This is a genomic window from Paenibacillus sp. FSL R7-0210 (assembly GCF_038009085.1).
GTDB lineage: Bacteria > Bacillota > Bacilli > Paenibacillales > Paenibacillaceae > Paenibacillus_AQ > Paenibacillus_AQ silagei.
The window spans coordinates 3,627,632-3,642,570 of the sequence record NZ_JBBPAR010000001.1 but is presented as its reverse complement, the minus strand read 5'-3'; the positions used below and the strand labels follow the sequence as shown (position 1 = coordinate 3,642,570).

Annotated in this window: 15 protein-coding genes and 1 tRNA gene; 13 read left to right on the top strand and 3 right to left on the bottom strand. The window is 54.8% G+C overall.

Features of this window, described 5'->3' with window-relative positions; all coding sequences use genetic code 11:
* Nucleotides 1-3: 3 nt before the first annotated feature.
* Nucleotides 4-1,395 (top strand): metallophosphoesterase family protein, encoded by a 1,392-nt coding sequence (locus MKY64_RS15705; protein ID WP_340954136.1) that lies wholly within the window; start codon nucleotides 4-6, stop codon nucleotides 1,393-1,395.
* Complete coding sequence (locus MKY64_RS15700; protein ID WP_340954133.1) at nucleotides 1,392-4,799, top strand: AAA family ATPase; 3,408 nt, start codon at nucleotides 1,392-1,394, stop codon at nucleotides 4,797-4,799. Before MKY64_RS15705 ends, MKY64_RS15700 begins: the two co-directional genes overlap by 4 nt.
* Here MKY64_RS15700 and MKY64_RS15695 read toward each other — a convergent pair.
* Entirely contained in the window at nucleotides 4,786-5,919 is a 1,134-nt protein-coding gene (locus MKY64_RS15695; RefSeq protein ID WP_036725095.1) for a YkvI family membrane protein, read from the bottom strand. The genes MKY64_RS15700 and MKY64_RS15695 overlap by 14 nt on opposite strands.
* Nucleotides 5,920-6,095: 176 nt before the next feature.
* On the opposite strand from MKY64_RS15695, the gene MKY64_RS15690 reads away from it, so the two are divergent.
* The 5 genes from MKY64_RS15690 to MKY64_RS15670 all read left to right on the top strand — a co-directional run bounded on the left by MKY64_RS15690 (nucleotide 6,096) and on the right by MKY64_RS15670 (nucleotide 8,929).
* A complete protein-coding gene (locus tag MKY64_RS15690) occupies nucleotides 6,096-6,665 on the top strand; it encodes a xanthine phosphoribosyltransferase (RefSeq protein WP_036725092.1) in 570 nt (189 codons plus the stop codon).
* Nucleotides 6,666-6,773: 108 nt separating this feature from the next.
* Nucleotides 6,774-7,091: a hypothetical protein gene (locus MKY64_RS15685; protein WP_036725087.1), complete on the top strand. Its 318-nt coding sequence runs from the start codon at nucleotides 6,774-6,776 to the stop codon at nucleotides 7,089-7,091.
* A gap of 131 nt (nucleotides 7,092-7,222) precedes the next feature.
* Complete coding sequence (locus tag MKY64_RS15680) at nucleotides 7,223-7,444, top strand: hypothetical protein (RefSeq protein ID WP_036725081.1); 222 nt, start codon at nucleotides 7,223-7,225, stop codon at nucleotides 7,442-7,444.
* A gap of 19 nt (nucleotides 7,445-7,463) precedes the next feature.
* Nucleotides 7,464-8,255, top strand: a complete 792-nt coding sequence (locus MKY64_RS15675; RefSeq protein WP_340954129.1) for an SDR family oxidoreductase — start codon at nucleotides 7,464-7,466, stop codon at nucleotides 8,253-8,255.
* The gene (locus tag MKY64_RS15670) at nucleotides 8,252-8,929 is read left to right on the top strand and encodes an AlkZ-related protein (protein ID WP_340954127.1); all 678 of its coding nucleotides are present in this window, start codon (nucleotides 8,252-8,254) and stop codon (nucleotides 8,927-8,929) included. The genes MKY64_RS15675 and MKY64_RS15670 overlap by 4 nt, the downstream gene beginning before the upstream one ends.
* Nucleotides 8,930-9,356: 427 nt before the next feature.
* Here MKY64_RS15670 and MKY64_RS15665 read toward each other — a convergent pair whose 3' ends face one another.
* Nucleotides 9,357-9,815 carry a hypothetical protein gene (locus tag MKY64_RS15665; RefSeq protein ID WP_340954124.1) on the bottom strand — a complete coding sequence of 153 codons (459 nt, stop codon included), beginning with the start codon at nucleotides 9,813-9,815 and terminating at the stop codon, nucleotides 9,357-9,359.
* A gap of 180 nt (nucleotides 9,816-9,995) precedes the next feature.
* Between MKY64_RS15665 and MKY64_RS15660 the strand changes: the two genes are divergently transcribed.
* Nucleotides 9,996-10,079: transfer RNA gene (locus tag MKY64_RS15660), tRNA-Leu, on the top strand.
* Between the two features lie 172 nt (nucleotides 10,080-10,251).
* Nucleotides 10,252-10,587 carry a MazG-like protein gene (locus MKY64_RS15655; protein WP_340958091.1) on the top strand — a complete coding sequence of 112 codons (336 nt, stop codon included), beginning with the start codon at nucleotides 10,252-10,254 and terminating at the stop codon, nucleotides 10,585-10,587.
* 117 nt (nucleotides 10,588-10,704) lie between these two features.
* Here MKY64_RS15655 and MKY64_RS15650 read toward each other — a convergent pair whose 3' ends face one another.
* The gene (locus MKY64_RS15650; RefSeq protein WP_340958089.1) at nucleotides 10,705-10,944 is read right to left on the bottom strand and encodes a hypothetical protein; all 240 of its coding nucleotides are present in this window, start codon (nucleotides 10,942-10,944) and stop codon (nucleotides 10,705-10,707) included.
* 251 nt (nucleotides 10,945-11,195) lie between these two features.
* Between MKY64_RS15650 and MKY64_RS15645 the strand changes: the two genes are divergently transcribed.
* From MKY64_RS15645 to MKY64_RS15630, 4 genes are all read left to right on the top strand, one after another.
* Complete coding sequence (locus tag MKY64_RS15645) at nucleotides 11,196-12,086, top strand: ketopantoate reductase family protein (RefSeq protein ID WP_340954121.1); 891 nt, start codon at nucleotides 11,196-11,198, stop codon at nucleotides 12,084-12,086.
* 94 nt (nucleotides 12,087-12,180) lie between these two features.
* Nucleotides 12,181-12,807 (top strand): hypothetical protein, encoded by a 627-nt coding sequence (locus MKY64_RS15640; protein ID WP_340954118.1) that lies wholly within the window; start codon nucleotides 12,181-12,183, stop codon nucleotides 12,805-12,807.
* 60 nt (nucleotides 12,808-12,867) lie between these two features.
* Nucleotides 12,868-13,254 carry a hypothetical protein gene (locus tag MKY64_RS15635; RefSeq protein WP_340954115.1) on the top strand — a complete coding sequence of 129 codons (387 nt, stop codon included), beginning with the start codon at nucleotides 12,868-12,870 and terminating at the stop codon, nucleotides 13,252-13,254.
* Between the two features lie 206 nt (nucleotides 13,255-13,460).
* Nucleotides 13,461-14,807 carry a citrate transporter gene (locus MKY64_RS15630; protein WP_083684870.1) on the top strand — a complete coding sequence of 449 codons (1,347 nt, stop codon included), beginning with the start codon at nucleotides 13,461-13,463 and terminating at the stop codon, nucleotides 14,805-14,807.
* The last annotated feature ends 132 nt before the right edge of the window (nucleotides 14,808-14,939 follow it).

Genomic DNA, 14,939 nt, shown 5'->3' with positions numbered 1-14,939 from the left:
ACTATGATTCCTTTTCGCTTCCTGCATGCGGCGGATCTGCATCTGGACAGCCGGTTCGCCGGTCTGTCTCATCTCCCCCAGGATATCCGCTCCTATCTCCGGGAGTCTACCTTCGCCGCCCTCGGGCGGCTTGTTGGCGTAGCCACCCTGCAAAAGGTGGATTTCGTGGTCATTAGCGGCGATGTCTACGATGTCGCGGATGCTTCACTTCAGGGGCAGCTCCGGTTCCGGGAGGCCCTGGAGGAACTTGGACGCCACGGGATTCAGGTATTCCTGATCCACGGTAACCATGATCCGCTGGACGGCCCGCGCCTTAGTTCGGCACCGCCTGCCCATGTTACGGTATTCGGCGGGAGTGAGCCCGAGCGCGTGACTGCCCGCCGCAGGGAAGACGGACGGGAGGTAGCTGTGGTTAGCGGCATCTCCTACCCGACCTCCAAAGTGACAGAGAATACAGCTCTGCGCTTCAGCCGCCAGCCGGGCAGCAGCCTGTTCCACATCGCCCTGCTGCATGGCAATGTGGACGGGGATCTCCAGCATGAGACGTACTCCCCGTGCACCCGGAAGGATCTGATCGGCAGGGGCTATGACTATTGGGCGCTCGGGCATATTCATAAGCGGAGTATTCTGCATGAGCATCCGCCTATCGTCTATCCGGGCAATATTCAAGGAAGAAGCATTAAGGAGACCGGGCCCAAGGGCTGCTATACGGTTGATGTCAGTGCAGAGGGGGGAGTCCGGCTGGATTTCCATGAACTGGACAGTGTGCGCTGGCAGGTCCGCGAGCTCTCTATAGATGGGCTCACTGACGAGGCCGAGTGGACCCTCGCTGTAGAGAATGCAGTGGAGGATATCCGCAGCGAGACCCCGCAGATGATGTCTGTGGTCAGGTTCCGCCTGACCGGACGGGGCGATATACATAAGGTGCTGGCTGAGAAGGGGGCGGCCGATGATCTGCTCACCGAGCTGCAGCGGCGGGAAACGGTGCGCGCGGTGCGCAAGGAATATGCGGGCTTGGTCTGGACGGAAGGCTTCTCCATCGAAACGGGACTTGCGGTTGACCGTGAGCACTTGCTTCTGGAGGACAGCTTCCTGGGTGAAATGCTGCGGCTTGCCGGGCGCAGTAGCGGGAATGCCGCAGAATTGGACGAGCTGGTCGCTACTGCGCTGAGACCGATGATGGAGAATCAGGAGCTGCGCAGGCTGCTATTATCCGTAGGAGCCGAAGAGAAGCAGGAATGGCTGAGAGGTGCAGCAGAGCTGGGAATCACATTGCTGAGCGGACTGGAAGAGTCCGGCGGGACGCCGCAGAATGCTGCGGAAGAAGGCAAGGCGTATTCTGCTGGGGATGCAGGAGATGGCGACGGACAGCAAGGCCGGGAGGTAGAGGAATGAAGATCGATTCATTGCGGATAGACGGCTACGGAAGGCTGGCTCAGCGGGAGATCGGACTGAATGAAGGGGTCACGGTTCTGTTCGGACGCAACGAGGCGGGTAAAAGCACGACCCTGCAGTTCATCCGTGCTATGCTGTACGGCATCCCCGGCCGGGGGAAACCGGCTGAACGGTACGAGCCGCTGCAAGGGGGAACGCACGGTGGGGTGCTCGAAGCAAGGGATGAGTCCGGCGCATTATGGACTATCCGCCGGTATGCATCCGGCGGCGCGGAGCCGGGCAGAGCAGAGAAGCTGCATATTGCACTCAGACATCCGGATGGCCGTACGGAGGAGCTGAATCAGGCGGAGCTGGAGCGGCGTCTGCTTGGCGGCATCTCCCGGAGTATGTTCCGCCAGCTGTTCGCTGTCTCGCTTGACGAGCTGCAGGAGCTGGGTGCCTTGCAGTCCGGGGAAATGAGCAGCTACCTGTTCCATGCCGGGATGGGCGGCGGCGGAGAGATTATGCGGGCAGAGAAGCGTCTGGTTCAGGAGGCCGAGAAGCTCTACAAGCCGCGCGGCAAGGTCCAGGAGGCCGCCAGGATTCTGCAGTCTATCGGGAAGCTGGAGCAGGAGGTAGCGGAGAGCCGCTCTTATCTGCCGAGATATAACGGGAATACTCTGGCTCTGGAAGCTGCGGAGCAGCAGCTGGAGCAGATGAAGCTGGACCGCGAGCTCGCTGGAGCAAGACTGATGAAGCTGCGCAAGGCGCAGGACATCCGGGAGCTGTGGCTGAAATGGAGCGAAGGCCGGCTGGAGCTGGAGGAGCTTCCCGTGATCGCGTCGTTCCCGGATAACGGGGCGGAGCGCTGGAGGTCGCTTACAGCCGATCTGCGCAGCTTGCAGGGCGCCGCGTTCCGGCTGGAGCGGCTGACGGCGGAGCTTACCGCAGAGCTTGAGGCGAATCCTCCTGATCCTCTGCTTGCGGAGCAGGGGCCTGAGCTCGAAGCGCTGGACCGCAGCCGCAGCAGCTATGAGGACAAGCGGGCAGAGCAGCAGCGGATTGCCGCGGAGCTGACGGCTCTGCGGGAGCAGCTGGAACGCCTGCTGCGCAGTATCGGTGCAGGCTGGGATTCGGCAGCGCTCGCGGACTTCACCCCGTCCGCGGCGGACCGGGAGGCCGCGCGGCGTTATGCCGCCTCCTTTGCCGGGTATGACCGGCAAATGGAGACCCGGGGCGCGGAGCTGCTGAGCCTCCGCGCCCGCAAGGCCGCCGCCGCTGCTGCGCTGCAGGCGGCCGAGCGCTTGCTGGCGCAGGAGCACGCCAGCGGCGCAGCGGACTTCGCGGGCCTGGCTGCGCGCAGCCCGCGTGAACTGGTGCAGCTCTGGGACGAGCTGCAGCAGGCCGCCGAGCGCTGGCGCGAAGCGCAGCTCGGCCCGGAAGGCGGCGCGTCAGCCCCGCGCCGCAGTGACGCCGCCGGGGGCAGCCGCCCCGGCGCGAACGGGCGCCGGGCGGCACGCTACCGGCGCTTCCTGCAGGCGGGCGCAGCGCTTACGCTGCTGCTGCCGCCTGCGCTGTGGCTGACCGGCGCACCGCCGGTCAGCGTATGGTCCGCGCTCGGCCTGCTGGCCGCAGCGGACCTGTGGCTCTGGGCCGCCCTGCGCGCAGCGGGGGCGGCGGTTGCCCCGCCGGAGCCGGGCGGCGGGGAGGCGGGCAAGGCCGCAGCGGAGATGCTGCGGCTGCGCGGACTGCTGCTCTCCGGCGCGGAGCGGGAGAGCGGCAAGGCGTCCAGCCCTGACGCAGGCGGGCTGGAGGCCGGGATGCGCGAGCTGCGCCGGCTGATGGAGGCCTGGGGCACCTGGCGCCAGCGCGTAGACCGGCAGGCGGCTGAGGCCGAGGCCTGCCGGACGGAGCTTGAGCGGCTAAGCGGACAGGAACAGGTGCTGACAGGCGAACTGGAGGAAGCGGAGGCCCGCTTCACAGAGCTGGCGGCGCGCTATGAAGAATGGCTGCGTCAGCGGAGACTCCCCGAAGGGCTGTCCCCGGACGGCCTGCCGGATATTTTCGCCCTGGCAGAGCAGGGCCATGAGCTGCTGCGCCAGGAGGCCAAATGGTCTGCGCGGCTAAGCGGACTGGCGGCGGAATGTGCACTCTATGAACAGGAAGGGATGAAGCTGCTTGCAGCTGCGGAGACCGGACGGGTAAACTCCATTTCCTTTGTAGCTGAGCAGCAATCGATACCGGCTGTTCCGCTTACTGATCAGCACCGGCTACCCGCCACCGAGCCTACTGAGCAGCAATCACTACCCGCTACTCCGCTTACTGATCAGCACCGGCTACCCGCCACCGAGCCCACTGATCAGCACCGGCTACCCGCCACCAATCCTACCGCCCAGCATCCACCCGCAACTCCAGCTGCTCCCCGCCACCCCACACCAGCCGCCCTATTAACCTGGCTGGAGCTGCGGAAGCGGGAGTGGGACCAGCTGAAGGCTGAGCTGCTGCGCAGAGAGAGTGTGGAGGCGCGGCTGGCTGAAGTCCGGGAGGAGCTGGCAGCGAATCACAGGGAGCAGGCAGAATTGAACCTGCGCTGCTCGAAGCTGCTGGAGGAAGGCGGTGCTGAGGACGGCGAGCAGTTCCTGCGCCGTTCCTCTGCGTGGCTGAGGAGGATAGAGGTTACGCGGTCCGTGCGTCAAGCGGAGCTGGCGATGTTCAGCGGATGGGATGACGAAGGCCGGGCAGAGCTCTTGAGTCTGCTGGAGCATCTGGACGCCGGGCGGCTTGCGCAGGAGCGTCAGGCCGCGGAAGAAGCGGCGGCCGAGCTTGAAGAGGAACGCAGCGCACTGCTTGAGCAGCGCGGCAAGCTGCTGCAGGAACGGGAAGCATTGACGAAGCGCGGCAAGGAAGATACTGCGCTCCAGCAACTGGAGGAACAGCGGGCGGCACTGCGTAATCTGGCCGGGCAATATGCGGTAACCGCTCTGGCGGCCGAGCTGATGGGCCGGACACGCAGGATCTATGAGCAGGAGAAGCAGCCTCAGGTGCTGCAGCTGGCCTCCGTGTATTTCTCGAAGCTCACGCACGGGGAATACCGCCGGATTGTGATGACGCTGGGGCATAAGGAGCTGAAGGCTGAACATAAGGATGCCGGACTGCTAGACAGCGGGCTGCTCAGCCGGGGAACCGCGGAGCAGCTGTATCTGGCGATCCGGCTGGCACTGGCAGAAACGATGAGCAGCAAGGTGAATCTGCCGCTGTTCTTCGATGATCTGTTCGTTAACTTCGATGAATACCGGCTTCATGCGGCTCTGGCTCTGCTTGGCGAGCTGTCTTCTTCCCGGCAGATCGTCATGATGACCTGCCACCGTCATGTCGCCGAAGCTGTGGCGGGCAGCATTCCTGCCGCAGCAGTTATTTCCGTGTAGTGCGGATCGCAGGCTTGATGCTGACAATCGTAATCCCCTGCTTCTTGCCGCCCGCTCCTCCTGCGGGCGGCTTGCCCTGCCCTGGCGGCGGGGACATGGGGGAGCGCACCAGCATGACCACCCATATCAGACACAGCGCGCCGAAGATCGGGTAGAAGATGCCCAGCAGCGAGCTGAAGCCGAATTGGCTGAACACATAGCAGATCAGCATCAGCAGCGGGGCGACAAGCGCGGGGGCGACCGGGAGCCGCTGCTGGAGCTGTACGCTTACCCCGTAGATACCGGCGACGAAGGTGCTGAAGATTTCCATGAAGATCAGCAGCAAGAAGACCATCTGCACCACCGGACCCAGCCGGATGGCGATGCTTCCCATCGGAATCTCGAACTGCAGGATGCCCGGCATCTGCGAGCTCATGGCAAAATGGGCCGCCAGCAGCATGAACCCGATGCCCGCTCCGCCCAGAATCCCGCCGCGCACCAGCGCACGTTCGTCATCCGTATGACGGGCCAGCGGAACCAGCACCGCCTGGGCCATGCCAAGGTTGAACGAGGTATAGAGCAGCGGAGAGATCCATGCGTTGATGCTGCTGTAATCGGTGGGCAGGAAGAGGAAGCGTTCGGCTCCCGCAACGCCCAGCGTATTACAGACAAGGATCAGCGACAAAGTAAGCATCAGGGGCACCACCAGGCTGTTGATCTGCAGAATGCCGGAAATACCGCGCTTCAGCAGCAAGTAAGATCCGAAGATCGTCAGAAGCAGCCCCGCCTGATAGGGAAGGCCGAGATGCTCCTTGAAGATCGCCCCGGCGCCTGCCAGCATGATGCTGTTCACCCCGATCAGAATAATCATGGTAAACAGGCTGATGATGGTCCCGGCCTTGGCTCCGAACAGGTGGCGGTTGAAATCCTCATACGAGTCCGCAGAGATTTTCCGGGCGATGATCATCATTTTGGTGCCCAGCCAGATAAAGAGAGCGGCAGAGAATAGAATCGTCAGCAGTGCCCAGTGGCCGTATCTGGTGAAAAAACGGAGGATTTCCTGGCCGGTAGCGAATCCGGCGCCGACAATGGTGCCGATATAAGTGAAAGCGATCTGTAATGTGCGGATATGTGACTTCATGCTTAGCCTCCTTATGAATGCTGCGAAGTTTACAATTGCGGGGCCTGCAAGGATATAGCCTTGTGTAGTCCGCATAGTACAGGTTATGATGAGGAACAGAGGGACATGACTTCCGCCTGGACGAACAGGTGCGATTTCGGTGGAACGTCTATAAAGGGTAATGGAGGTTTACAATTATGGAATTATTGAAACAGCGGATATTGGAGGAAGGCGTAGTCGTCTCGGATCAGGTGCTGAAGCTGGACGGACTGCTTAACCACCAGGTCGATCCGATGCTGACGATGGAAATGGGACGGGAATTTGCCCGCAGATTTGCTGAGGCTGGAGTTACTCGCGTAGTGACTGTGGAATCCTCGGGGATTGCCGTGGCATTTGCCACCGCTTATGAGATGAAGGTGCCGCTGGTGTTTGCCCGGCGCAAAAAAACGCTGCTGGCTGATCCCGACGCTCTGTGTGAACGGGTTCCATCTTTTACCAAAGGGATTGTTACGGACATTATGCTGTCCCGCCAGTTCATCTCGGAGGATGACAAAATCCTCTTCATCGATGATATTATCGCCAATGGCGACGCGGCGCGCGGCCTGATTAAGATTATCCAGCGTTCAGGTGCCGAGCTGGTGGGCCTTGGCGTAGTGGTCGAAAAAAGCTTCCAGGCCGGTGCCCGCACGATCCGGGAACAGGGAATCCGTCTGGAGTCTCTTGTTGATATCACCTCTCTTAATGACGGGACGATTGTTTTTGGATAAGGCTGAAGTGACAATAACAGGAACACAGCCTATTTTTGAAACATCTGCTTTTCACCCTATAAGTTTTCCTTTATAATAAAAATTAGACATGAGAGAGGAGGCGTCACAATGGGGAATGAACCGGTGACAGAGCAATTTTTTATTGATAAACTAACCGAGGCTAAGGATCACTTCGAACGTGCGCTGGATTGCAAACACACGGAGTTCGACGATTTGTATCCCTATATGATCGAACATCCTCAGTTTTTCTGGTACAAACGTTATGTTGCTTGGTCAGAGCTTTTGACAATCACAAGTTTGTGTGAAGAGCTGTCGTATAGCTGGAGACAGACATTCACAGAGCATCAGGTCGAATATCTGGAACAACGTGTGATGTCCGCTAAAGTTCTTGACTTCTGGTTTGAGAAGAATGAAGCGCTGATATAGGAACTTCATAAGACATACAGATTGCTTTTGAAAGATAACTAGACCCGGATGATTCTCATTTGGGTCTTTTTCATGACCGGATTCAGAGTTAAATTGGACAAGCTAAGCACAGAGAGGGGAGTAAGAATACTATGATAAGTGATGAACAACTGGATGCCTACCGGATTTCCGGTGAGCGGATAAGAGTTGTACGCGACGGGCTGGCGAGCAATGATATCCGGGGAATCGTGCTGGCCTGGGACGAGACCCAGGTGATGATCCGGCGTCCGAACAAGCATGTGGTGAAGCTGGACCGGAGATACCTGTATCAGCCGGTGAGCGAGCCGAGACCGGAAGCCTATACCCCGGAATGAGCGGAGAATGGAGGTCAAGATGAGTCATCATCATAAAATTTCGATCGTTACCGGAGGTGCAGGCGGAATCGGACGCTGCCTCACCGAGGAATTACTGAAGGCCGGAGCAGTGGTTGCCTGCATCGATACGGATCTTGCTGCCGGACGCTGGCTGGAGACCAAGTATGGAAGAGAGCGTCTGTTCTTTTATCAGGGAGACATTGCGGAACAGCCGGTGCTGGATGATTTCATCTCACAGGTAATCAGCCGCTACGGACAGGTGGATTACCTGATTAACAATGCCTGTATCAGCCGTAAAGGGCTGCAATCAGAATGCAGCTATGAGGATTTCGAGTATGTGCAGCGGATTGGAGTGACGGCGCCTTATTACCTGACGCTGCGGCTTAAGCCGCATTTTGCCCAAGGAGCCTCTATTGTGAATATCTCCTCCAGCCGGGAGCGGATGTCTCAGCCGGATACCGAGAGCTATACAGCGGCCAAAGGCGGGATCGGCGCATTGACCCACGCCCTTAGTGTAAGTCTTAGCGGCAAAGTGCGGGTTAATGCAATCAGCCCGGGTTGGATTGATACCACCGCTTATCACGGTACAGAGGAATCGGCAGAGCCGGTTCATACAGAGTCGGATCGGCTGCAGCATCCTGCGGGAAGGGTTGGAACTCCCGCGGATATCGCAGGCATGGTGCTGTTCTTGTGTAGTGAGGCTGCGGGATTCATAACGGGCGAGAATATTACAATCGATGGCGGGATGGGCAAGCAGATGATCTACCATGGAGACGAAGGCTGGACCTATCAGCCTGGAGGACAACGATGAAGCTGCCTATAATTAAAAATGCCGGGGAACTGGCCGCGCTGGTGCGGGAGATCGGTTACCTGCCCATGTTCCGCTGCGAGATCGCAGGCTTTTCTCTGGAGGAATGCACTCCTGCGGGCTACTGGTTCGTGAAGGGTGTAGAAGGGCCGTGGGAGTGGCGCGAGGAGATTGCGGCCGGGGGCGAGATCGCTTATGCGAAGCTCTTTAACAAGAAGGCCGGGTTCATCAGCAGAGAATGGTACCCGGACTTCGCCAATTACCGCCGGGACGGTTATGATTTCGATGCCAGATATGATGACGGACTGGCCTCCATGGCCAGCAAACGAATCATGGATGTGCTGCTGGAGCATGAGGCGGGGCTGCTCTCCAGTGATCTTAAAGGGCTGTCCGGCTTCGCGGCCAAAGGTGCGAAAGGCTTCGACACAGCCATGACGCTGCTCCAGATGCAGACCTACATTACAGCCAGCAAATTCGAGTATAAGCAGGACAAGCATGGCCGTCCTTACGGCTGGGGAATTGGGCGTTATGCCGTGAGCGAGCATGTATTTGGAGCAGACTATGTGACTTCGCGTTACAATGATCAGCCAGTGTCATCCAGGGAGCGGATTATGGAGCATACGGCTAAGCTGTTCCCGGAGGCAGGATCGAAGCAGCTGGAGAAGGTTCTAAAGTAAGGAAAAGCATTGTGCCGGTTAACGGCAGGAAAGGGCCGGAGTGCCACCTGGACCAAATGTAATTGAAAAACCGATTACAATGGGTCGTGTGGAGGTACCTGGGCCAGATGTAATCGAAAAACCGATTACAATGGCTCGTGAGGAGGTACCAGGGCCAAATGTAATCGAAAAACCGATTACAATGGGTCGTGTGGAGGTACCTGGACCAAATGTAATCGAAAAACCGATTACAATGGCTCGCGTGGAGGCACCTGGGCCAGATGTAATCGAAAAACCGAGTATAGGTCCCCAGTATTCCAGACTATAAAGTCTGGAATAGCCGCTCACCACCAACGTATCATATATTGATCTGCACCCGCACCAAGAGCCTCGTCCAGAATAGGACGAGGCTCTTGTGTCAGCAGTACAATCCATTACAAGGTGCGGCTTAGATGGACATCGCCAACTGTTCGACTTGTTCTTCCCGGGGAAGGACGGAGGCAAGCTCGGCACCCAGTCCGAGGTAGGCACGCATACGCTGCATCATTTCATTACGGAAGCCGGGCCATAGAATATGGATCTCGCCGACATAGCCCCGGCAGTTATACTCGGCGGTAACTCCGCGCTGGTCCTGGCGGACGGTATTGATCTTCAGCTGATGGGAGGTAAGCTCGCGGGTAACCTCCTGCAGCATCAGGGATGTCTTCTTGGTAGCGCTGGATACCAGCTCCATGTAGAGCTGGGGAGTCTTGAACAGACCGCTCTTGCCGATGGCACGGCAGTCCCGTTCAAATACTTTATGAATAAACGTTAGCAGCAGATAGCTTCTGACCAGGGACAATTCATCTTTGGTTATATTCTCAGGGATGGTTGGTGTAGTTAGGGGGTGTCTCTTGGTAATCGCCATTATAAATCACCTCATTTATAGTATGCGAACCTTTGTTCTCATTATACACCGAATCCGCAAATAAAAGCAATATTTTACTTGCAATTTATGGATAGCAATTTACAATAAAATAAACTTGACTCCATAATTCAGGCATGGTAAGATCTATCTTGTGACTGCGAAAGCAAGTCAACTGAATATGCGGTCATGGCGGAATTGGCAGACGCGCTGGCTTCAGGTGCCAGTGGTAGCAATATCGTGGAGGTTCGAGTCCTCTTGACCGCATCATAGGTAACATCAACACAGGTTCTTGTGTCACTTATTTAAGTGATATAAGAACCTGTTTTTGCGTTCAGCAATTCATTTATTTCATTTTAATATGACAGAATGTAGTCATGTTAGGCATGCTATTGTTTTCTAGTCATTTGAAAAGGAGGGACTTGATCAAGTGGAAGAAATGAAGAAGAGCCTGAGCTTCAATGAGATTGTTGAGCGTTCCCTCGTTATAAGAGAATGCTATCACAGACTGGAGCAGCAGCATCACGGGACACAGTGGAGTGTGGAAGAGGCTGCGCTTGCTTTTTTGACAGATGCCGGGTTAGTGGGCCGGTTGACGATGTCTGAGCAGAAGCGTTGGCCCAAAGGCGGCGACACCCGGTCTGAGCTGCAACATAAGCTTAGCGAGTGTATCTGGTGGCTAATTATTCTGGCGGAGCGGATGGAGGTTGATATCAGTGAATCCATGGAGGTCTTCCTGTCCTCATTCGAAGATCAGAATCCTTCATCAGTATAAGCCGATACCCCTCTTGAATATAAATTCTCCGCTAACTTGATGAATTCTTCTGGGGGTACATCCTTATCTCTTTGGAGCCAAAGACGAAATAAAGAAAGGGTCGTCGTCAGATAGAACTCAATGAAATACGGCGTTAAGGCATGGTTTTGCGGAAGGTTCAGGTATTGCTCCATGGAGATGTTCTTTTTTGTCCAGACAAGAGAGCGCATCCTGAACCGAATGCATAGACAGCTCTTTATCGGCAAGTTCTGTTTTGATGTCAAGGAGCAAGTTACTTTCAACAGCGTCCAGCAATTCGTAAATATCAGTAAAATATTGATAAAAGGTACTGCGGTTATACCCTGACCGGTTGGAGATTTCCTGAATGGAAATTTTCTCAAGCGGCTTTTGCCTGTATAGCTCACAAAAAACTTCTATAAATCTTTGTCTTGTTTTCTCTGTGATTTGAGGTTGTTTTTTTCATGTGTCCCTCCTGCTGGTGTATAAGATATCATCCGACAGATATTAAAAAATTGATGATTGATCAAGGAATCCTAAAGCTTTATGATCACATCATACAACATGTTGTTGGATGATCATACGGAAATATGAATCGGCGGGGTGGTAAGATGTCAGCAAAGCAAGAAAGAATTTTAATTTTCGGTGCAGGTGTGATCGGAAGCATCTATGCAATGAAGCTTATGGAAGCCGGGTTTGACGTTAGCCTGTTTGCACGTTCGGACAGATTCAGATCTTTACAAGAAAAAGGTCTGCAATACCATGACAAAGGTACAGTCAGATCGATTCCGGTGAAGGTTATAGATACACTCGAAAATGATGATGTATACGATTATATTTTCGTTACCGTCCGTTATGACCGGGCCGAATCCGCGTTGTTAGCACTAAAGGATAATCAAAGCCCGAATATTGTTACGATGACCAATAGTTCGATTGGATTTTCTTCGTGGCGGGGGATTGTGGGGGATAGACTTTTACCTGCTTTTCCCGGCTTCGGCGGACAGATTAAAGATGGGGTCCTGTACGCCCGGTTCATGCCCAAGTTTCTAGTGGCCACCTCATTTGGCGAAGTGAACGGCGCAGTGACGCAGCGCGTCTTAAAGCTCGCACAAATATTTCAAGCCGCCAAGCTTCCTTACGTTATCAAAAAGGAGATGCAGGCGTTTCTAATCACCCATTCCGTATCCGACATTGCTCTGCTGGGCAGTTTGTACGGCGGAAACGCAGACCCGGCCCGAACCCGAAAGACGGCACGTCAAATAACAGTTACTCTCAAAGCGTACCTCAGGAAAATAAAACAAGCGGGTGTTGCCGTTGATCCGCCACTTTTCACAATTGTCCCAAAGCTCCCAAGCTTCATACTGGATGTTCTCTTCATTGCTTGGCTACGCACGAAAATGGTTAAAGATATGCTGCTGCCGGATTATGCGAATGCTGCGAACCAGGAGGTTGTGCAGCTGGAGAAGGATCTAACGAAATTTTTATCTATGCAGAACGGCTGATGAATCGATTGTTCCGGTATTGTAACCTGTCTGTTTATTCTTTGCTTCCAGCGGATGGTAAGGTTGAAGGACTGAAGCAGGCGGGAGGCTTACCATGCTCACAAGATTAGGGATGATACTGAAAATATCCATATTGGCGGTCTGCCTGGCTGGATGCAGTCAGGCGGCAGAACCGGCAGGTGCGCAGCATGTTCCGGTCACTCCAGCGCCACCATCAGAACATGCTAAGCAAGAGGAGAATCTGATTCCGCTCAATACCTCCGAACCTTTTATCGGGCGAATGGAGCTGGATCAGGCGACGGAGGAATTCATCTATGGAACCTGGAAGGTGGACAAGCTGCTGGGATTCGCGAATTCCTATAATGACGCATCTGAATATCCGACAGGGCAGGACATCATTGGAGATGAGATTGTGATTCATCAGGATTACTTCTCCTCCAAGGGACTAGAGGGCTATGAAGCGTACCAATACGAGTTAACCAATCCCCGCTACAGCATAACCCAGAGACATTATAACAGGGATTCCTTTTACAGAGTGAACAAACTGGATCTGCCCATTATCGAAATCAACGATGAAATGACAGTCATTGACATAGCGGAAGCTTCGCCGGGGCTGGGTATACCGCTAGGGTTCCTGGATGTGAATCATAGCAAACTGATCCTGTGGATCGAAGCTGCCACGTTTGAGTTGATAAGAGTGGACGAATCGGGTAATAAGTAGTCTAAGTACTGGAGTTTATAATGACAGGAGTGAGCGGCGATGAGCTGGGATGTACTTATTATGAAAACGAAATATGATTTTGAGGCACCGGAGGAAGAACAGCCCCCAGTGCCACCGCTGGGACAACGTGATGACATCGTCGCGAAGCTGACCCGTGCCATTCCGCAGCTGGATTACCGGGATAAGGCGTGGGGCATCCTTGAGGGTGAGGGATATTCGATCGAGTTCAATACAGGCGATGAAGAGCTAGTGGATTCCATCATGCTGCATGTCCGGGGCGGGGGAGCAGTGATGGATACCCTCCGCTTGATATGTGAGACATTGGAGGCTTATGCGCTGGATACATCGGATTCCGGCTACATCGACTTTGAGCAGCCTGAAGCAGCGGAGCAATCCTGGGAGCAATTTCAGAAGTATCGTGACCAAGTGATTAACCAGGATAACTGAAGAATATAGACATGAACAGAGGCGCTGGATGGATTACATCTGCAGCCTCTGTTTTGTTTTGAAGTGTTTGGAAATAACATGCAGAAGGGTATTGACGCCTAATGAAGTAGCATGTTAATATTTTCACGTGACAAACTAACATGTCAGTATACCTAAATAGCATGTTAGCATGTTAACTCATTTATCCTACTTCAGGAGGTTATTTTGTGGATGTGGCTAATGTTGTAATCGGTTTCATTATGGTCTTATCGTTTTTTGGATTGGTGTGGTATTGCGTCAAGGGGTATAACCTTATGGTCGGCTTCTTCGTCATGTCAGTGCTGTGGACCTCGATTGCCCTGATCGGAAATAGCATTCATCCTACCTCCGTGATGGAGGGCAAGACGTTCATTGACGTCCTGACGAACGTGTTCCAGACGGGGCCTGAGAATTACGGGAAGGCGATACTGGTTAATATTTTCTTCGGCGCCTTCTTCGGAAGAGTCCTGATCGACACCGGGATTGCCGCTACTCTGATTCGTAAGGTTGTAGAGCTTGGAGGAGACAAACCAAGAATCACTATGTCTCTGCTATGTATCGTTACCGCTGTAATCTTCACATCCATGACCGGTATCGGACCGGTAATCTCCATTGCCGTCATCGTGCTGCCGATCATGCTGTCGCTAGGAATTCCTTCCCCGATTGCCTTGTTCTCCTTCATGGGCTCAATCATGGCGGGGATCTTCGGGAACATCGTGAACTTTAAGCAATATCAGGCGATATTTGCAACAGCCAATGAAAGCTATGCCAGCTATGACTATAATACATATTTCAAATTCGGCATGATTGCGATGGCTGTATCCCTGATCGTGGTTCTGGTGGTATCTAACGTGATGATGAACCGGAAGCTCTCCCGGGCCTGGGCGGCAACACCGGATAGCGGAGCTACTGTAGATGCACCTGCGATCTCCTGGATCTCGATCATTCTGCCGGTAGTGGGTGTGGTGGTGCTCAAGGTTCCCATCATTTTTGGATTTATCTTCGCCGCCCTGTTCGCCCTGCTAACCTGTGGTAAGCTGAAGGGCGGTTTTGCAAGCGTTTGCAGAATGCTGTCGAAGCAGTTCGCGGACGGAGCCATTGATGTAGCGCCGATGATCGGCTTCCTGCTTACGCTGTCGATGTTCAATAATGCTGCTACCTATGCATCCCCTTATTTCAAAACCCTGCTGGACGGCGCAATGCCCCAGACCGCGCTGCTCTTGTGTATTGTCTTCGCCATTCTGACACCGCTCGGCTTCTTCCGCGGCCCGATGAACCTGGTCGGCTCCGGTTCGGCCATCCTGGCTGTCGTGGTGGCAACCGCTGCCTGGCCGGTACAATTCCTCTATCCGCTGTTCGCCATTACTACAGTAGCACCGCAGCATTTGGACGTTACACAGTCCTGGGTGGCCTGGGGCTTCGGCTATACGAAGGTTCCGGCCAAGGAATACATGAAGATGTCGATTCCTACCGGCTGGATCATCGGGATTATTCTCTGCGCGGTTGTGTTCTTCATGTATGGCAATTTGGTGTAGCGTGTAGCACTGCTTAGCATTAATCAATAAGTAGTACTCAAGTCAATAACGAGAAGCTATAAGGAACGAAGGGGAAATTTGGAACTGTAGGAGCGGTAGCGTCCGCCTTTGTCTGCGGATTTCCACCGCGAA